Here is an 18,761-nt window from a genome sequence, read left to right as displayed (position 1 = left end):
TCCCCTCGCCGGGTGGTGTGCTGTGGGCTCATGCGGTCGCGTCCATCCAGATCACACCCGCGATGCGGCCGGTCGGGGCGCCGCGGCGGTGGCTGAACAGGGTTTTGTCCTCGATAGTGCAGCGCGGGTCGAGGGCGATGCCGCCGACGCCCGCCTCGGTGAGCTGTCTGCTGATGCCCGCACGCAGGTCCAGGCCGGGGGTCTTGCGGACCGTGGTGGTTGCGCTGCCGGGCAGGTGGGCCTCCACGTCGGCGCGCATGGCGGCCGGCACCTCGTACTGACGGCCCGACGCGGCCGGCCCGAGGAAGGCGCCGATGCGCTCCACCCGGGCGCCGACGGAGACCATCGCCTCGAGTACTCGTGGCACGATGCCGATTCTGGCGCCGATGCGGCCCGCGTGCACCGCCGCGATCACGCCTGCCTCGTCGTCGGACAGCAGGATCGGCACGCAGTCGGCGGTGAGGACGACCAGGGCGAGGCCGGGCACCGTGGTGACGAGCGCGTCGGTCACCGGGACCGGCTCCGCGCGTGGCCCGTCGACGATCTCGACATTGCGGCCGTGCACCTGCTCCATCCACACCAGCCGGTCGGGGGTGAGCCCGATGCCCTCGGCCAGGCGGATCCTGTTGCGGCGCACGGCCTCCGGATCGTCACCGACGTGATCGCCCAGGTTGAACGAGTCGTACGGGGCGACGGAGAAGCCACCGGCGCGGGTGGTGGTCACCCGGCGAACGGTCACGGTGGGGGGTGCGGAAGTCATGGTTCGAGGGTAGTGCGGTCGGCGGGTCGATCGGTGCGCGCGTGGGGTGACATCGGTCAACCCGACACTGGTCTCGGCGACCCCGGGCTGAGCCGGAGACGCGAAAGCGCCCGAACTCACCGGGGAGTTCGGGCGCTGTTGTCCGTGCCTAGCGGCGCATGAAGATCGGCACCTCGATGTCGTCGTCATCGTCGCCGTCGTCGCGCGGTTCGGGGTTGTTGACGCGGTTGAGCGCCTGCTCGGTGACCCGCTGACGCTCCGACTCCCGGTACCGCTCGGTGTCGCGGTAGTTGGGCGCCGCCGCCCGTCCGCTCGACATACCCGCGGTGGCGGGCTCGGTGGGCCGGGCCGGGGCCTCCGTGCTGCGGCTCTGTCCCACCTCGCCCGCACGACCGGAGCCGATCGGGTTCGACGAGGACCGGCCGGTCTGCATGGTGTTCTCGACCGCGCGCCGCGAGGGGCCGCCGCCGTCGAAACCGGCGGCGATCACGGTGACGCGCACTTCGTCGCCGAGCGAATCGTCGATGACCGTACCGAAGATGATGTTGGCCTCGATGTGGGCGGCCTCCTGCACCAGCGAGGCGGCCTCGTTGATCTCGAACAGACCGAGATCGGAACCGCCCGCGATCGAGAGCAGCACGCCGTGCGCACCGTCCATCGATGCCTCGAGCAGTGGCGAATTGATCGCCGTCTCGGCAGCTTTCACCGACCGGCCCTCACCGCGCGCCGAGCCGATGCCCATGAGCGCCGAACCGGCACCCGACATCACACTCTTCACGTCGGCGAAGTCGACGTTGATCAGGCCTGGGGTGGTGATCAGGTCGGTAATACCCTGAACACCGTTGAGCAGAACTTCGTCTGCCGACCGGAAGGCATCCATCAGACTCACCGCCGCGTCGCCCAGCTGCAGCAGCCGGTCGTTCGGAATGACGATGAGGGTGTCGCACGACTCGCGAAGCAGGTTGATGCCCACTTCGGCCTGGTTCCCACGCCGTTTTCCTTCGAAGGAGAACGGCCGGGTCACGACGCCTATAGTCAGCGCGCCCAGCTTGCGGGCGATGCTGGCGACGACAGGGGCGCCACCGGTTCCGGTACCACCGCCTTCGCCTGCGGTGACGAAGACCATGTCGGCGCCCTTGAGCACCTCTTCGATCTCGTCCTTGTGGTCTTCGGCCGCTTTGCGACCGACTTCCGGATCGGCTCCGGCGCCAAGTCCTCGGGTGAGTTCACGGCCGACATCGAGCTTCACATCGGCGTCGCTCATCAGCAGGGCCTGTGCGTCGGTATTGACCGCGATGAACTCGACTCCCTTGAGTCCCTGTTCGATCATCCGGTTGACGGCGTTCACGCCGCCGCCGCCGATACCGACGACCTTGATCACGGCAAGGTAGTTGTGCGGGGGCGTCATGGGCTCTCGCCTTCCTTCGATCTAAAACCCTCAACCTCAACCATAGGGTTGGCGTTATGTCAAGTATCCGACTGCTGCGGAACGCTATTCGCAGCCACCGCGATCCCGGCGCAGGCGCGCCGAAGTTTCGCTCACTTTACCGTGACCAGATTCGGACTCGAAACGTCGAACACGGTGCCTTCCCGGGTGAGCAGCGGCATTACGACGGCAGCTTTGCGCTCCCCGTCGCCCGTGCCGCCCCACACTACCTTTCTTCCGTCGCGCAGGTTGAGCGAGACATCCGAAATGGACCGTGCGACAACCTCACCCACCTGCACCGACAACGCGGGCGGCAGCGTGACCAGCACGGCGACGGCGGCGCGAGCCGCATCCGGCCCCGACATCGAGCCCTCGGTGACCAATTTCGGCACGCCGATCGGCGGTGCGGGCTCGATCGCGAATTCCACACTCTCGGCGTCGATCAGGTGCGCGCCGTCGGGAGCGTCGATGTACACCACCGGAGTTCGCTCCACGACCGTCACCAGCACCGTCGACGGAAAATTCCGCTGCACCCGGACCGAGCGCACCGTGGGGATCGCCGCCACGCGGCGGGCGATCTCGGTGGTGTCGATGCGCAACATCGAACGCCCGTCCGGGATCTCGAGCCGCTCGCGCACCTGTTCCTCGGGCACGACAGTCAGGCCGTCGATCCGCACGGTCCGTACCGACAACGCCGGGGTGAACCACGCGAGCACCGCGAGCACGGTGACGACGACCAGCCCGACCGCCGTCCAGAGCCGGTAGCCGTGCCACCCGCGCGCGGCGGGCATCGGCAATCTCACCGGCCGCCCTGCTGCGGACGGGCCCGCAATCCGTCGAGGATCTGGTTGCCCAGCATGGTGACATCGCCCGCGCCCATGGTGATCACGACATCACCGGGCTGCGCGAGCGCGGCGACCTGACGGCCGACCTTCGACATATCGGGTTGATAGTGCACGGGTTTGGTCACCGACTGGGCCACCAGCGCACCGTTCACACCGGGCAGCGGTTCCTCGCGCGCGCCGTAGACGTCGAGCACGACCACTTCGTCGGCCAGGCTCAGCGCGGTGCCGAACTCGGCCGCGAAAGTGGCGGTGCGGCTGTAGAGATGCGGCTGGAAGACCACGATCACCCGGCCGCGTTCGATGCGCGCTCCGTCGCGCGCCTCCTGCGCGACGAGCTGCGCGGCGGCCTCGAGCACGGCCCGCACCTCGGTGGGATGGTGGGCGTAGTCGTCGAAGACGCGCACACCGTTCTCGCGACCGGTGAACTGGAACCGGCGGTGCACGCCACCGAAACCTTCCAGGCCCTGCACGATCTCGTCGATGTCGGCACCGGTCGCCCGGGCCGCGAGCAGCGCGGCGAGGGCATTGAGGGCCATGTGCCTGCCGGGCACCGACAGGCGGACCGTGCGTGGCGTCGTCTCACCGCCGAGCTGGAATTCGACGATGCCGCCGACATCGCGCGGCTGCCAATCGAGCAGCCGGGCACCGACGGGCACGGGCGCGGCGGCCAGGTCGCCGGAGCCGTAGCCGAGCACCTGCACACCGCGTTCGGTGAGCCGGGGGGCGACCCGTTCGGCCAGGGCGAGCGAACCGGGATCGTCGAGGCAGACCACCAGCAGGCCGCCGGGGGCGAGCCGGTCGGCGAAGTCGTCGAAGACCTGGATGTAGGCCTCGTCGGTGCCGAAGTAGTCGAGGTGGTCGGATTCGATATTGGTGACCACGGCGACGTCTGGGTCGTACTGCAGCAGCGAACCGTCGGATTCGTCGGCCTCGGCGACGAAGATGTCACCGCTGCCGTGGTGGGCGTTGGTGCCCGCCTCGTTGAGTTCGCCACCGACCGCGAACGAGGGGTCGGCGCCGCAGTGCTGCAGCGACACGATCAGCATCGAGGTGGTCGAGGTCTTGCCGTGGGTGCCCGAGACGAGCAGGGTCTTGTGCCCGCGCATCAGGGCGGCGAGCACGGTGGGACGCATCAGCACGGGGATGTCGCGCCGGTTCGCTTCGACCAGTTCGGGATTCGTCTTCGGAATGGCGGCGTAGGTGGTGACGACGACGGTCGGGCCACCGGGCAGCAGGTCGAGCGCGTCGGCGTCGTGCCCGATGCGCACCTGCGCGCCGCGGGCCCGCAGCGACAGCACGCCGCGGCTCTCCCTGGCATCGGATCCCGACACCGCGCCGCCGCGCGCCAACAGGATTCGTGCGATACCGGACATGCCCGCACCGCCGATCCCGACCATGTGCACCCGCGCGAGTTCGGCGGGCAACGCCGAACCCACGGGCTCGCCCGCGGCATTCACCGCGGTGCCCGTGCTCGGACGGTCCGGCTGGCCACGCTCGGCTTCCGCCTCCGGCCGCTGATCGCTCATCGGGCGAGCCCGGCGACGATGCGTGCCACGGTGTCGGCGGCGTCGCGGTGACCGGCGCCTGCGGCGGCGCGGCTCATCTCGGCGAGTCGGGCGGGGTCGAGCAGCAGCGGAATCACCTCGTCCATCACGAATTTCGGGGTCAGCTCGGCGTCGGGGACAATTCTGCCACCCCCCTTGGTCACCACGGGGCGCGCGTTGAACTCCTGCTCGCCGTTGCCGTGCGGCAGGGGCACGTAGAACGCGGGCAGCCCGACGGCCGAGACCTCGGCGACGGTCATGGCGCCGGAGCGGCAGACCACCGCGTCGGCGGCGGCGTAGGCCAGGTCCATCCGCGACAGGTACGGCACCGCCACGTACGGTGCGGGCGCGTCGGCGGTACTCACCTCGACGCTGTTCTTGGGGCCGTGCGCGTGCAGCACCGAGATCCCGGCGGCCGCCAATTGCGGTGCGGCGCCGGAGATCGCCTCGTTGAGGCTGCGCGCGCCCTGTGAACCGCCGAACACCAGCAGAACCGGGCCCTCGGCCGGCAGACCGAAGTGCGCACGGGCCTGCGCGCGCAGCGCGGGCCGGTCGAGTTCGGTGATGGCGGCGCGCACCGGGATGCCGACGACCTCGGCCCCGGCCAGGCCGGAGTCGGGAACGGCGGCAAGCACTTTGGTGGCCAGCTTGGCGCCGACCTTGTTCGCGATGCCCGCCTTGGCATTGGCCTCGTGCACGACGACCGGAATCCGGCGCTGCCTGCCGATACCGCGCGCGGCGAGGTAGGCGGGCAGGGCGACATAGCCGCCGAAGCCGATGACGACATCGGCCTGCACCCGGTCGATCACCGCGCGGGTGGCGCGCACCGAGGAGAACACCCGCCCGGGCAGGCGGAGCAGGTCGGCCGACGGCTTGCGGGGCAACGGGACCGGCGGGATCAGCTCGAGCGGGTACCCACGGTCGGGCACCAGATTCGTCTCGAGTCCGCGCTCGGTGCCGAGTGCGGTCACCCGGATCGAATCGTCGAGTCTGCGCAAGGCGTCGGCCACCGCCAGCGCGGGTTCGATGTGGCCTGCGGTTCCCCCGCCTGCGACGATCACCGACAACCCGGATCGCGGGCTACTCACTTGGATCTACCTCGTTCTCTAGCGTGTGGCATCGGATAGGTCGGTTCCCATGCTCTGGTCGACCGTAGCGAACTGGTGCCGCGGCTTTCCGGCGCGCGTCGTCTGCGCGGGGCATCGGGTTGGCGGCGTGGGGCCTGACGTGGGCGTTCGGCTTTCGCGCGCGGCGCGGGCTTGCGCGGCGCCGGGGTGTACACCTCGGGCACGGGAAGCCGCAACAGCCTGCTGAGCCTGCCGTCCTGGCCCGCTTTGAGCGCCGCGACGGCCTCTGGCTCGTGCCTGGCCGCGCTGGCGATGATGCCGAACATGAACAGCGTGATCGCCAGCGACGAACCACCGGCCGACACCAGCGGCAGCTGCAGACCGGTCACCGGCAGCAGGCCGACGACGTAGCCGATATTGATCAGGGCCTGCGCGGTGATCCAGGTGGTCGCGGTGGCGGTGAGCAGCCGCAGGAAGGGGTCGACCGAGCGCAGCGCGATGCGGATGCCGGTGTAGACGAACATCGCGAGCAGGGCGAGCACCGCCATGCAGCCGAGGAAGCCGAGTTCCTCGCCGATGATGGCGAAGATGAAGTCGTTGTGCGAGTTGGGCAGATAGCTCCACTTGGCGCGGCTCTGCCCGAGTCCGCGGCCGAGGATGCCGCCGTCGGCCAGCGAGTACTTGGCCTGGCGGGCCTGGTAATTGGCGCCCTGGGGATCGTCACCGGGATTGAAGAACGCGCGCACCCGGTCGGACCGGTACCCGGCCGACAGCGCGAGCACCGACGCGACGACCAAGCCGCTGACCATGATCCCGACGAACAACCGCACCGGCAGCCCACCGAACCACAGCAGCGCCATCAGCACGATGCCCAGCGCGATTGTCGTCGACAGGTTCGGCTCGAGCACCACGAGAAGACACACCAGCAGGCCGGCGGGCACCAGCGGTACCAGGATGTCCTTGAGGTGTGCCCCGCGTCGCGACGCGAGCAGATGCGCGCCCCACACCACCAGCGTCACCTTGACGACCTCGGACGGCTGGATCGAGATGGGTCCGATGTCGAACCAGCGCCGCGCGCCACCGTGCACCGCACCGATGCCCGGAATGAGCACGAGCACCAGCGCGATCACCGAGATGCTGAACGCCGGGAAAGACCACTGCCGCAGAACCCGCAACGGCAACCGCAACGCGATGTAGAACGCGACGGCGCCCAGCCCGGCGAACATGGCCTGCTGGATGAACAGCGAATACGCCGATCCACCACCGGCATAGGCTTCGACGCTCGACGCCGAGAGCACCATCACCAGGCCGAGCACCGTCAGCAGGGTGGCGATGGTGACGATGAGGTGGAACGAGGCGAGCGGACGGGCCAGCCATGCGCCGAAACGCTCCCCCGCCCATCCCGGCTGCGGGGCGATCCGTTTCCGGCGCCCCCCGGTCTGGGTGGTCTGGCCCGTCGATGTCATAGCGCCCGCCCGATGTCACCGTCTTCCAGTGCCGTGACCGCGTCGACGAAGCAGCGTCCGCGGTGGGTGTAGTCGTCGTACATGTCCAGGGACGCGGCCGCGGGTGCCAGCAGCACGGTGTCTCCCGCCCGGGCCATGCCCGCCGCGGCGCGCACGGCGCGGCCCATCACCGCTTCGGCACGCTGCGATCTCGACGACTCCATGTCTGCATCGTCTCCCGCGTCCAGTGCGATGACCGGGACTTCGGGCGCGTGTCGCGCCAATGCGGCGGCGATCACCGGCGCGTCGGCTCCGAACAGGACCGCGCCGACGAGCCGGTCGGCGACCTCTTCGACGAGGTCGTCGATGGTGGCGCCCTTGAGCAGACCACCGGCGACCCACACCACGTGCGGGTGCGCGAGGATCGATGCGCGCGCGGCGTGCGGGTTGGTCGCCTTGGAGTCGTCGATGAAGTCGACGCCACCCAGTTCCCGCACGAAGGCGGTGCGGTGCGGGCCGACTTTGTGTTCGGCCAGGCCCTCTTTCACGAACTGTGGTGCCACGTCGATGGCCCTGGTCAGCGCCGAGGCGGCGAGCGCGTCGGCGATGCCTGCGGGCCCCTGCGGACTGATGTCGGAGGTCTCGGCGAGGATCGCGGCCTTGGTGAAGGCGCGGTCGAGGAGTTTGCCGTCGACCACGCCGAGTTCGCCGTCGGCGGGCACGCCCACGCGGAAGCCAACCGTGCGCCGCGCCTTGGACTTGCGCGCCAGCGCACCGGCGACCGGATCGTCGAGGCCGACCACGCCGATGCGGCCGGTGAGGGCACGCGCCTTGGCGGCGGCGTAGGCGTCGAGCCCGCCGTGCCAGTCGAGGTGGTCCTCGGCGACATTGAGCACCACGCCCGCCTCGGGCCGCACCGACGGCGCCCAGTGCAGCTGGAACGACGACAACTCGACCGCGAGCACCTGCGGTCCGGGATTGCGGCGCAGGGCGTCGAGGATGGGCAGGCCGATATTGCCGCAGGCCACGCTGGCGATGCCCGCGGCGCGCAGGATCGAGTGCGTCATCTGGGTGGTCGTGGTCTTGCCGTTGGTTCCGGTGACCACCAGCCACTTGCGGACCGGGCCGTAGATGCGGGCCTGATCGACCCACCAGGCGAATTCGACGTCGCCCCAGACCGGGATGCCCTCGGTGACCGCCGAGACGAGCACCGGCGAATCGGGCCGCCAGCCGGGGCTGGTGATGACGAGGGCGAACCGCGTGAGGTCGGCGTGCTCGAGTTCCACCGTGGTGGCGATCTCGAGCCCGAGTTCGGCGGCCTCGGCCAGGGCCTTGGCGCCGCCGTCGGTGACGACGGGATGCGCGCCGATATCGCGCAGCGGTTCGATCAGGGAGCGTCCGGAGACGCCCCAGCCGGCGACGAGAACGTCACGGCCACGCAGGAATTCGAGCATGGGGCCCGGGGAACGCAGGGCACGGGGCGAGTGTTCTACCATTTCCGCTCTCACCCGACCTGGGACAGGTATTCGCTGTAGAACAGTCCGAGACCCACGGCGGCCGCGATGCCTGCCAGGATCCAGAACCGGATGATCACCGTAGTCTCCGCCCACTTGCTCAATTCGAAGTGGTGGTGGAACGGCGCCATCTTGAACAATCGGTTGCGGGTGGTGCGGTACACCGCCACCTGCAGCACCACCGACGCCGCCTCGGCGACGAACAGCGCGCCGATGACGACCATCAGCAGCTCGGTGCGGGTGGTGATGGACAGACCGGCCAGCATGCCGCCCAGCGCCAGCGAGCCGGTGTCGCCCATGAAGATCTTGGCGGGCGCGGCGTTCCACCACAGGAAGCCGATGCAGGCGGCGGCGGCGGCCGCGCAGACCAGGGCGAGGTCGAGGGGGTCGCGCACGTTGTAGCACCCGGGTCCGGGGCTGGTGGCGCAGGCGTTGCGGTACTGCCAGAAGGTGATGATGACGTAGGCACCGAGCACCAGGCTCATCGAGCCGGCGGCGAGACCGTCGAGACCGTCGGTCAGGTTGACCGCGTTCGACCAGGCCACGACCAGCAGACACACCATGATCACGAACACCAGCGCGCCCATCGACACCGTCGACCAGTCACGCACGTACGAGATGTGCTTGCTGCCGGGGGTGAGCCCGTTGTCGGCCCGGAACTGCAGCACCAGCACCGCGAAGATCACCGCGGCACTGATCTGGCCGATGTACTTACCGGCCGCCGACAACCCGAGGTTGCGCTGTTTGCGCAGCTTGATGAAGTCGTCGAGGAAGCCGACCACACCGAGTGCGGTGGTGAGCCCGAGCACGAGCAGGCCCGAGGCCGTCGGCCCCTCGGCGTCGTAGCCGAGGCCGATCAGGTGCGAACCGAGATACCCGGCCCACATACCGATCAGGATGGCGACGCCACCCATCGTCGGGGTGCCGCGTTTGGCCTGATGGCTGGCCGGGCCGTCGACCCGGATCTCCTGGCCGAAGCCCTGTTTGGCGAAGACCCGGATCAGGAACGGCGTCAACAGGATCGACACCGCGAGCGCGATCCCCGCCGCGAACAAAATCTGCCTCATCGAGCTGCCTCCGAGCTACCTTCCCCTGCCCTGGTCAGGTGTTCGGCGACGGCCCACAGACCGACCGCTTTCGATGCCTTGACCAGTACCACATCGCCGGCGGCGATTTCGTCGTCGAGCAGCGCGATGGCCGCCGAGATATCGGGTACGAGGATCGACTCCTCGCCCCATGAGCCTTCCATCACCGCTCCCTGGTGCATTCCCCGGGAGGGTCGTCCGGTGCCGACCACGATCAATCGGTCGACGTCGAGGCGCACGGCGAGCCGTCCGATCGCGTCGTGTTCGATGACCGAGGTGTCGCCGAGTTCGCCCATCTCCCCGAGCACGGCCCAGCTGCGGCGCGGTTCGGGGCCCGACTTGGCGAGGGTGACCAGCGCCTTGAGCGCGGCCCGCACCGAGTCGGGGTTGGCGTTGTAGGAGTCGTTGATGACGGTGATGCCGTCGGGCGTGGTCCGCACGTCCATCCGGCGCACCGACGCGGCCGTTGCCCCGGACAGCGCCTGAGCGACGGTCGCCAGGTCGGCGCCACATTCCAGGGCGACGGCGGCGGCCGAGAGCGCGTTGCCCACCTGGTGCTCGCCGTGCACGGCCAGCTGCACCGGCACCGATTCGCCACCCGCGTGCAGGGTGAAGCGGGCGCGGGCCTGGTCGTCGGTGGTCACGTCGGTGGCACGGATGTCGGCCTCGCCGGACAGGCCGACCATGACGACGCGGGCTTTCGTGCGCGAGGCCATGGCGGCGACGTTCGGGTCGTCGGCGTTGAGCACGGCCAGGCCCTCGGCCGGAAGTGCCTCGACCAGTTCGCCCTTGGCCTGCGCGATGGCCTCGCGGCTGCCGAACTCACCGAGGTGGGCGGTGCCGACATTGAGCACCACACCGATGCGCGGCGGCGCGATGCGGGCCAGGGCGGCGATGTGGCCGACGCCGCGCGCCGACATCTCGAGGGCGAGGAACTTGGTGTCGGCGTCGGCGCGCAGGGCCGTCCACGGGTGGCCGAGTTCGTTGTTGAACGAACCGGGCGGGGCGACCACGGGACCAAGCGGTGCGAGCACGGCGGCCAGCAGGTCCTTGGTCGAGGTCTTGCCCGACGACCCGGTGACACCGACGACGGTGAGACCGGTGCGCTCGGCCAGCCGCTCGGTGCTCACGCGGGCCAGGTCGGCCAGGGCCGCGAGCACGGCGGCACCGGAGCCGTCGCCGTCGTGGCTCAGGGCCACCGAGGTGGCGGGCACGGTGCCCGCGTCCGGCGCGACGACGATGGCAGGCACGCCGACCGGGCGCGCCGCGAGCACGGCGACAGCTCCGGCCTCGACCGCGTTCGCCGCGTAGTCGTGTCCGTCGGAGTTGGCGCCGGGTAGTGCGAGGAACAGATCACCGGGACCGATTCGGCGCGAATCGAATTCGACCGACCCGGTCACCAGTGCCTGGGGGTCGGGTACGTCGTGCAGCTCGCCGCCGACGACGTCCGCGATCTCCCGCAGTGTCATCTCGATCATGAAACCGTCAAGTCCTCCGAGTCCGTGTGCGGACTGTGTTGTGCCAGTAGAGAATCCAGCTCCGCGGCGAGGACCTCACGGTCGTCGAAGGGATGCTTGACGCCCTGGATCTCCTGACCCGCCTCGTGGCCCTTGCCCGCGATGAGCACCACGTCGCCGGAACGCGCCCAGGCGAGTGCGGCGGCGATGGCCGCCGCGCGGTCACCGATCTCGCGGATCTCGCCGCGGTCGGTGGCCGGGAGTTCGTGCGCACCGGCGACCACCGCGGCACGGATGGCCGCCGGGTCCTCGGTGCGTGGATTGTCGTCGGTGACGATCACCAGGTCGGCACCACGTGCGGCCGCCGCGCCCATGAGCGGGCGTTTGGCCGCGTCCCGGTCGCCGCCCGCGCCGACGACCACCGCGAGCCTGCCGCGGCCCGCGTCGATGAGGTGCGCGCGCAGGGTGGCGACCACCGATTCGATCGCCGCGGGCTTGTGCGCGTAGTCGACGACGGCGAGGAAGTCCTGTCCGCGTTCGACGCGCTGCATGCGCCCGGGCACGTCGACGGTGGCCAGCGCGGGCGCGGCGACCGCCGGATCCACCCCGGCGGCCGCGCAGGTGGCGACGGCGAGCAGGGCGTTGGCGACGTTGTAGCGGCCGGGCAGGCGCAGACGGACGGTCAGCTCGCCGTCCGGACCGCTCGCGGTGAATTCCTGCTCGCCACCAGCGGCTTTCACCTCACCCACGACCTGCCAGGTAGCGGCATCGGGCGCCGGGGCTGCGGCGGCATCGTCCGCGGCAGCGACCTCGGTGGTGGAGACGGTGACCGGGCCGACCAGATCCGCGGCGAGGCGGCGTCCCCACTCATCGTCCACGCAGATCACCGAGGTGCGCGCGGCGATCGGCGAGTCCGGTTCGAACAGGCGGCGTTTCGCGGCGAAGTAGTCCTCGAAGTCCTTGTGGAAGTCGAGGTGGTCCTGGGAGAGGTTGGTGAACGCGCCGACGGCGAAGCGCACACCGTCGACCCGGCCGAGGGCCAGCGCGTGGCTCGACACCTCCATCACCACCGCCTGCACACCCTGCTCGACCATGGCCGCGAACATCGCGTGCAGCTGCGGGGCCTCGGGAGTGGTGAGCGCGCTCGGCACCCGCTGCCCGCCGATACGGGTTTCGATGGTGCCGATCAGCCCGGTCGACAGGCCCGCCGCGACCAGACCCGCCTCCACCAGGTACGACGTGGTGGTCTTGCCGGAGGTGCCGGTGATGCCGACGATGCGCAGGCGATCGCTGGGGTGACCGTAGATCTCGGCGGACAGCTCGCCGAGCACGGCACGCGGGTCCTCGCGCACCAGCACGGGCACCGCCACCTCGCCGATCAGTTCGGCACCGGCCGCGTCGGTGAACACCGCGACCGCGCCGCGCGCGACGGCGTCGGCGGCGAAACGGGCGCCGTGCGAGGTGGCGCCGGGCAGGCCGGCGAACAGGTCACCGGGCCGGACGGCGTTGGATCGTTGCTCGATGCCGGTGACGGTCACCTCGGCCGGAACCGGGGTGAGCGTGGTGGCGCCGGTGAGCTCAAGCAGGGCCTGCAGCGGCGTCGACGGCGGGGTGTTCGGCCGGAGCGCGTGCGGGCTGGACTGCGCGGGCACAAGGCTCCTCTCTGAGAGTGATCGAGCGCGTGGGCAAGACGACGAGTCAGGTTACCGTCAGAGCCCGGCCTCCAGCACCAGCGGCCTAGGCTCCGGCGACGGTGGCACCCGGTCGCGCTGCAACGCCCAGGAGGCGATGGTGTGGAACAGCGGCGCGGCCGACCCACCACCGGACCCGTCGGAGCTGCGTACCGGCGCGTCGAGCATCATGCCGATCACGTAGCGCGGGTTGTCGGCGGGCGCCATCCCGGCGAAGGTGATGTAGAACGACGAGGTCGAATAGCAGCGGCAGGCCGGGTCGACCTTCTGCGCGGTGCCGGTCTTGCCCGCCACCTGGTAGCCCTCCACCGCGGCCTGCGGCCCGGTGCCCATCTGCACACCCATCGGGTCCTTCTGCACGGTCGCCTGGAAGACCGTGCGCAAGGTGGCGGCGGTCTGCGGGCTCACCACTCGCACGGGCTCGGGCTGCAGTTCCTCGGTGCGGGTGTTGTCGGGGGCGATCCTGGCCTTCACGATGCGCGGCGGGATGCGCAGGCCGTCGTTGGCGATGGCCTGGTACATGCTGGTCATCTGCAGCGTGGTCATCGAAAGGCCCTGGCCGATGGGCAGATTGGCGAAGGTGCCGCCGGACCACTGGTCGCGGGCGGGCACCTGCCCCGGGCTCTCGCCGGGCAGGCCGATGCCGGTGCGCTTGCCGAGACCGAAGCGGTCGATCATGTCGGCGAAGCGGTCCTCCCCCACCCGTTGCGCGAGCATGAGGGTGCCGACATTGGACGACTTACCGAAGATGCCCGTAGTGGTGTAGGGCGCCACGTCGTGCTGCCAGGCGTCGTTGACGGTGACGCCCGACATCCGGATCGAACCGGGTACCTGCAGCACTTCGTCGGGGTTGGTCAGCCCGTATTCGAGCGCGGCGGCGGCGGTGACGATCTTGTTCACCGAACCGGGTTCGAAGGGCTCCGACACCGACGGGTTGCTCATGTTCGCCGAGGCCCAGTGCTGGGGTCCCAGTGCGGGATTGAAGGTGTTGTCGTTGGCCATGGCCAGCACCTGGCCGGTCTTGGCGTCGAGCACGACCGCCGAGGCCGAAGCCGCGCCGGAGAGCTGTTTGGCCTGCTGCACCTGCTGCTGCACGAAGTACTGCATGTCCTCGTCGAGGGTGAGTTCCACGCCGTGCCCGTTCACCGCGGGCTGCTGGTCGCGGTAGCTGCCGGGAATCACCGCGCCGTCGGAGCCACGGTCGTAGGTGCGGGAACCGTCGGTGCCCGCGAGTACCGAGTCGAGTGCCGATTCGAGGCCGATCTGACCGTGCCCGTCCCAGCCGGTGGCACCGACCACATTGGCCGCCAGCGCCCCGCCGGGGTATTCGCGCAGGTCCTGCCGTTCGGAACCGACCTCCGGGTACTTGGTGGTGATCTCGGTGGCGATCCGGGGATCGACATTGCGGGCCAGATAGTGGAAGGGTTTGTCGCTGCGGAGTTTGTCGAGCAGCTCTTCCTCTTTCGGGCCGCTCGCGCCGAGCTTGTCGTGCACGAACTTCGCGATGTCCTTCAGGCGCTGCTCGGGGTCGGGCGCGTTCTCCTTGGTCTTCTTCGCGTCGGCGAGCTGCTGGCGCACCCGGACCGGTTGGAACGTCAGCGCTTTCGCGGTGATGGTGAAGGCCAGCGGGTTGCCGTAGCGGTCGGTGATCGGGCCGCGCACGGCGGCCTCGGTCTCCTTGGTTGTACGCTGCGAGGCGGCCTGCGCGGAGAGTCCCGGTGCGGCGATGCTCTGGATGTAGAGCAGTTGCAGCGCGACCACGGCGAGGGTGGCCAGCATGGTGACCCGGCCGACGCCGAGGCGCAGCCGGATCGGCCGGTCCGGCGAGAGCGACCCGCTGCGCCGGGCCCTCGACGAGACCGGCCCGCGTCGCTGTTGCGACGCGGGCCCGCTCTGCCTCATCGGCCTGCCTCGGGAGCGACGATCTGCGGCGTCTCGCTCGGCGGGCCCGCGTCCGGTAACGGCGCGACATCCGGTGCCGGGGGCGGCGTGTCGGCCGGTGCCGCGGCCACCTCCACCCGATCGGGGACGAGCTGTGGGGCCGGTGCCTGGACCGGCGACTCCGAGGGCGCCGGGGGAACGCCCTCGCCCGCAGGCGGTTCGACCTGGGTCTGGGGTCCGGGCAGGCCCTGCGGCGAGTCCGGTTGCGCCTGAGCCGGATTCACGACCGGCGCACTCGGCGCTCCGGCCTGGCCGCCCGGTGCCGCGAGCAGGGCGGGCGGGGTGCTGTTCGGCGCGGCGGGGTCGGTGGCCGGGGTGCCCGGCTGCACCGGAACCACCCGCTCGCCCTGCGCCTGCTGACCCGGCGCCGGGTTCTGGGTGGTCGTCGGCGGCCCGTTCAACGGCGGCGCGGGGGCGCCCTGGGCGGGCGTGGGTGTGCCGATCACGGTCACCTCCCCGCCGGGACCGATCACCAGACGCGCCGGGTCCTTGGCGGGGATCATGCCGAGTTCGCGTGCGCGCGCGGCCAGTTCGGGAGCCGAGTCGGCGGCCGCGACCTCGCGCTGCAGCGCGGCCCGCTCGTCGGCGAGCGTCCGGTTGTCCGCGCGCATGTCGCCGAGCAGGTAGCTGTCCTCGGCCGCGCGGGTGGTGAGCAGCAGGGTGAGCGCGAGACCGCAACCGAGCAGACCGATGATCGCGGTGACGAACGGGATGCGCCCGGCCATGGTCGAGGAACGATCGGGCAGCGATATCCCGTCGAGCAACTGCTGGCGGGTGCGTTTGCGCGCGTAGGCCCGCTGCGCGGCACCGGACTTCACTCGTTCGGCCGCCTGCACGCGCCGGGCGGTACGCCCCGGCACGGCAACGGTGCTCGTCCGCACGCTCATCGTGTCCCCTCCTGTGTCCTCCCTGACCTCTCCGTGATCCGTTCGGCCGCACGCATCCGCACCGGAGCGGACCTCGGGTTGGCCTCGATCTCGGACTCGGTCGCCTTTTCCGCGCCGCGGGTGAGCATCCTGAACTCCGGTCCCATGCCGGGCAGTTCGACCGGCAGGTCCATCGGGGACCGGGACACGATCCGTGGCGCGAATTCCTGCTTCACCAGCCGGTCTTCGAGCGACTGGTACGACATCACGCAGATCCGCCCGCCCACGCGCAGCGCGTCGAGCGCCGCGGGCAGCGCGGCCCGCAGCGAGTCGAGCTCTCCGTTGACCTCCACCCGCAGCGCCTGGAACGTGCGCTTGGCGGGATGCCCGCCGGTGCGCCGCGCGGCGGCCGGAATGGTGGCGTACAGCACCTCGACCAGTTCGGCGCTGGTGCTGAACGGTTTGACGGCGCGGCGGCGCAACACCTCCGAGGCGATCTTGCCCGCGAACCGTTCGTCGCCATAGGTTTTCAGCACCCGGGCCAGGTCGCCGTGGCTGTAGGTGTTGAGCACGTCGGCGGCGGTGATGCCGGTGGTCGGGTCCATCCGCATGTCCAGCGGCGCGTCGACGGAGTAGGCGAAGCCGCGTTCGGCCTCGTCCAACTGCATCGAGGACACACCGAGATCCATGAGAATCGCTGACACCGAACCGGTTTCGGCCAGGCCCGCCTCGGCGAGCGCCTCGGGAATGCCGTCGTAACGCGTGTGCACCAGCGTGATCCGGTCGGCGTAGGGCGCCAGGCGCTCGCCGGCCAGTTTCAGCGCGTTGGTGTCGCGGTCGAGTCCGACCAGCCGCGCGTTCGGGTAGGTGCGCAGGAAGTGTTCGGCGTGCCCGCCGAGGCCGAGGGTCGCGTCGAGGTAGACCGCGCCCGGCTCGTGGAGTGCCGGACCGAGCAGGTCGTCGGCACGCTCGAGCAGCACCGGCACATGACGGGGGTTCTCGGCGTCATGGTTCACCTCGACCTCCCGGGATACTGCCTCGCGTCGCAGACGGGTCGCCTTGCCACACAGTGCTTTTGGAATGAGTTGCTTACTCGGATGAGTGCGAATGCGTCGAGGTCTCTGACCGGGGCGCGGCACCTGGCGTCGGGGAAGTACGTCAGGGTCCACGCCCGGGCAGAGGCCTCGCAGCACTCGCGTGCTGCGGGGTCAGAAGATCCCGCCCAGCGACTCGTCTCTGGCTTGCGCGTAGTCCTCCTCGTGCTCGGCGAGGTAGGACTCCCACGCCTGCTTGTCCCATATCTCGAGGAAGTCGACCGAACCGATCACCACGCAATCCCGGGTGAGTCCGGCATAGCGTTTGTGGTCCGGCGACAACGTGATCCGGCCCTGTGCGTCCGGACGCTGTTCGTCGGTTCCGGCCGCAAGTGCCCGGACGAAAGCCCTTGCCTGCGGGTTGCTTCGAGACGCCGCCGCGGCCCGCCGGGCGAGCGCGGTGAACTCTTCTTTCGGATACACGGCAAGGCTGTGGTCTTGACCCTTCGTGACCATCAACCCTCCCGCCAGATCGTCTCGGAACTTCGCAGGCAACGTCAGTCGCCCTTTGTCGTCCAATCGGGGGGTGTAGGTACCGAGAAACATTCCCGGCCACCTCCCTACTGGATCACCTGGCCATACGGCCTCTCCTGTAGTGCGCGACCCACATTACCCCACTTTCCCCCACTTTCAATCGAAACCCTGGGTGATCCTGCTCCCCGCCAACACAATTCCGCAGGTCATGTCAGCTATCAATGAGATTCGGGATTATCGCGTGTTAGGACAACCCGCGCGGGTCGGCAATCCCCCGTTCCGACAACGTTCAGCAAACTTCCCAGGTGCCATCGGCGGACCTGTCGTTCGACGGCGTACGAGACCGCCCAGGTGGGGGATGGTGGGGAAGGTGGGGGAACCGCCCTGCGAGCGCGATCCGAGCCGACCCGGACGAGGGCATGCGAAAGCGGTGCCGCACCCGCGACCGGGTGCGACACCGCTTGCTATGCCGTTGTGCTCGACCTCACGGTCGGAGCAGGGCTACTCCTGCTCGAATCTGCGGCGGAATCGGTCTTCCATCCGCTCCGAGAAGCCGCCCGACTTGCGCGGCCGCTGGCCACCGCGCCCGCCCGACGGGTTCGCGCCCGCCGGCGGTTCACCGGGGGCGTCTGCCGCACCCGGCCGACGCGAGCTGCCGATCATCAACAGGACACCCGCGCCGAACATGGCGATGAAGCCCACGAGACTGATGATCGGGAACCCGCCCGGCTTGAACGGGGCGGCGATGCCGGCGACGAGCAGGAACAGGCCGACGGCGAACAACGCCGCAGCTTGGAGCCTACGTCGACTCGACGTGGAGCGAAGTCGTCCGCCGCGGACGGACGAGGCGAACTTCGGGTCCTCAGCATAGAGAGCGCTCTCGATCTGTTCGAGCATGCGCTGCTCGTGCTCGGAGAGTGGCACGGTACCTCCCCCGGCACTAGGCGTGGCTGGTCGCCTCCGGGTAGGCGACGGGTAGCCGACCTTGGCGGCTATCTGCTCCCCATGATACGAGTTCGATCGAGGCCGTACCACCTACTCGGTGATAACTAAGCGGTCATGTCCCGGTCGCGACTCGGCTGCGGGCGTGTCTTGGCGGCGGCGACCAGCGCATCGTCGACGTCGTAGAGGAACGCGCCCACCCGCGAACAGAACTCGTCGGCTTGTGTGTCGGTGATCGTGCGGTCCAATCCGGCCTCGAGGGCGGCCCGCAGCGGCGAGTGCGCCTCGAAGTAGTCGGCCCACATCGCGAACTCCGGCGTGGCGCGTCTCAGTAATACCCAGGCGCTGCGCGATCGAGCCCGCGGCGCGCGATCGGCGCCGGTGAGCGCGATCATCGCACCGGCGCCACGCAGCGCGGCCAGATAGGCGGTGCGGAACCGCTCCCCCGGCTCGTGCTCCCAGGCCGAGTCGGTGAGCAGCGCATCGGCCTGTCGTAGCAGTCCGCCGGCGCGGCCGTCGTGGCCCGCGTGCGCTCGACCATCGTTGTGACCAGGCATCTACTGCCCCTTTCGCCCCTCGCACAGATCGAACAACCATTCGAACGTTTGAA

General features: G+C 70.0%; 16 protein-coding genes. All 16 read right to left on the bottom strand.

All coding sequences use genetic code 11. The annotated features are described in order from the left end of the window. Nucleotides 1-28: 28 nt before the first annotated feature. Entirely contained in the window at nucleotides 29-760 is a 732-nt protein-coding gene (pgeF, locus tag HYG95_RS18095) for a peptidoglycan editing factor PgeF (RefSeq protein ID WP_181699245.1), read from the bottom strand. Between the two features lie 148 nt (nucleotides 761-908). Further along, the gene (ftsZ, locus tag HYG95_RS18090; protein WP_067497477.1) at nucleotides 909-2,168 is read right to left on the bottom strand and encodes a cell division protein FtsZ; all 1,260 of its coding nucleotides are present in this window, start codon (nucleotides 2,166-2,168) and stop codon (nucleotides 909-911) included. Nucleotides 2,169-2,299: 131 nt separating this feature from the next. Further along, nucleotides 2,300-2,977 (bottom strand): cell division protein FtsQ/DivIB, encoded by a 678-nt coding sequence (locus tag HYG95_RS18085; protein ID WP_181699298.1) that lies wholly within the window; start codon nucleotides 2,975-2,977, stop codon nucleotides 2,300-2,302. Nucleotides 2,978-2,985: 8 nt separating this feature from the next. Next, on the bottom strand, nucleotides 2,986-4,428 hold the full coding sequence (murC, locus tag HYG95_RS18080) for a UDP-N-acetylmuramate--L-alanine ligase (protein ID WP_220139568.1): 1,443 nt from the start codon (nucleotides 4,426-4,428) through the stop codon (nucleotides 2,986-2,988). A 125-nt stretch (nucleotides 4,429-4,553) separates the two neighbouring features. Further along, complete coding sequence (gene murG, locus HYG95_RS18075; RefSeq protein ID WP_181699243.1) at nucleotides 4,554-5,663, bottom strand: undecaprenyldiphospho-muramoylpentapeptide beta-N-acetylglucosaminyltransferase; 1,110 nt, start codon at nucleotides 5,661-5,663, stop codon at nucleotides 4,554-4,556. Continuing rightward, on the bottom strand, nucleotides 5,660-7,108 hold the full coding sequence (gene ftsW, locus HYG95_RS18070) for a putative lipid II flippase FtsW (RefSeq protein ID WP_255495480.1): 1,449 nt from the start codon (nucleotides 7,106-7,108) through the stop codon (nucleotides 5,660-5,662). Before ftsW ends, murG begins: the two co-directional genes overlap by 4 nt. Next, on the bottom strand, nucleotides 7,105-8,541 hold the full coding sequence (gene murD / locus HYG95_RS18065; RefSeq protein WP_181699293.1) for a UDP-N-acetylmuramoyl-L-alanine--D-glutamate ligase: 1,437 nt from the start codon (nucleotides 8,539-8,541) through the stop codon (nucleotides 7,105-7,107). Before murD ends, ftsW begins: the two co-directional genes overlap by 4 nt. A 50-nt stretch (nucleotides 8,542-8,591) precedes the next feature. Further along, nucleotides 8,592-9,668, bottom strand: a complete 1,077-nt coding sequence (mraY, locus tag HYG95_RS18060; RefSeq protein WP_067497468.1) for a phospho-N-acetylmuramoyl-pentapeptide-transferase — start codon at nucleotides 9,666-9,668, stop codon at nucleotides 8,592-8,594. Then, a complete protein-coding gene (gene murF, locus HYG95_RS18055) occupies nucleotides 9,665-11,164 on the bottom strand; it encodes a UDP-N-acetylmuramoyl-tripeptide--D-alanyl-D-alanine ligase (protein WP_181699241.1) in 1,500 nt (499 codons plus the stop codon). The genes mraY and murF overlap by 4 nt, the downstream gene beginning before the upstream one ends. Next, a complete protein-coding gene (locus tag HYG95_RS18050) occupies nucleotides 11,161-12,795 on the bottom strand; it encodes a UDP-N-acetylmuramoyl-L-alanyl-D-glutamate--2,6-diaminopimelate ligase (RefSeq protein ID WP_181699239.1) in 1,635 nt (544 codons plus the stop codon). The genes murF and HYG95_RS18050 overlap by 4 nt, the downstream gene beginning before the upstream one ends. 57 nt (nucleotides 12,796-12,852) lie before the next feature. Further along, complete coding sequence (locus tag HYG95_RS18045; RefSeq protein WP_370465837.1) at nucleotides 12,853-14,736, bottom strand: peptidoglycan D,D-transpeptidase FtsI family protein; 1,884 nt, start codon at nucleotides 14,734-14,736, stop codon at nucleotides 12,853-12,855. Next, the gene (locus HYG95_RS18040; RefSeq protein WP_255495478.1) at nucleotides 14,733-15,662 is read right to left on the bottom strand and encodes a hypothetical protein; all 930 of its coding nucleotides are present in this window, start codon (nucleotides 15,660-15,662) and stop codon (nucleotides 14,733-14,735) included. The genes HYG95_RS18045 and HYG95_RS18040 overlap by 4 nt, the downstream gene beginning before the upstream one ends. After that, on the bottom strand, nucleotides 15,659-16,657 hold the full coding sequence (rsmH, locus tag HYG95_RS18035) for a 16S rRNA (cytosine(1402)-N(4))-methyltransferase RsmH (RefSeq protein ID WP_181699237.1): 999 nt from the start codon (nucleotides 16,655-16,657) through the stop codon (nucleotides 15,659-15,661). Before rsmH ends, HYG95_RS18040 begins: the two co-directional genes overlap by 4 nt. A gap of 192 nt (nucleotides 16,658-16,849) precedes the next feature. After that, the gene (mraZ, locus tag HYG95_RS18030; RefSeq protein ID WP_067497455.1) at nucleotides 16,850-17,281 is read right to left on the bottom strand and encodes a division/cell wall cluster transcriptional repressor MraZ; all 432 of its coding nucleotides are present in this window, start codon (nucleotides 17,279-17,281) and stop codon (nucleotides 16,850-16,852) included. Between the two features lie 429 nt (nucleotides 17,282-17,710). Continuing rightward, nucleotides 17,711-18,133, bottom strand: a complete 423-nt coding sequence (locus tag HYG95_RS18025) for a DUF3040 domain-containing protein (protein WP_181699235.1) — start codon at nucleotides 18,131-18,133, stop codon at nucleotides 17,711-17,713. A gap of 125 nt (nucleotides 18,134-18,258) precedes the next feature. Continuing rightward, nucleotides 18,259-18,708 carry an SAV_6107 family HEPN domain-containing protein gene (locus HYG95_RS18020; RefSeq protein WP_067497449.1) on the bottom strand — a complete coding sequence of 150 codons (450 nt, stop codon included), beginning with the start codon at nucleotides 18,706-18,708 and terminating at the stop codon, nucleotides 18,259-18,261. Nucleotides 18,709-18,761: the final 53 nt, after the last annotated feature.

The sequence above is a fragment of the Nocardia sp. GTS18 genome (genome assembly GCF_013839555.1).
Classification (GTDB): domain Bacteria; phylum Actinomycetota; class Actinomycetes; order Mycobacteriales; family Mycobacteriaceae; genus Nocardia; species Nocardia rosealba.
The sequence above is the reverse complement of the archived record's forward strand: the minus strand, read 5'-3'. Positions and strand labels throughout refer to the sequence as shown.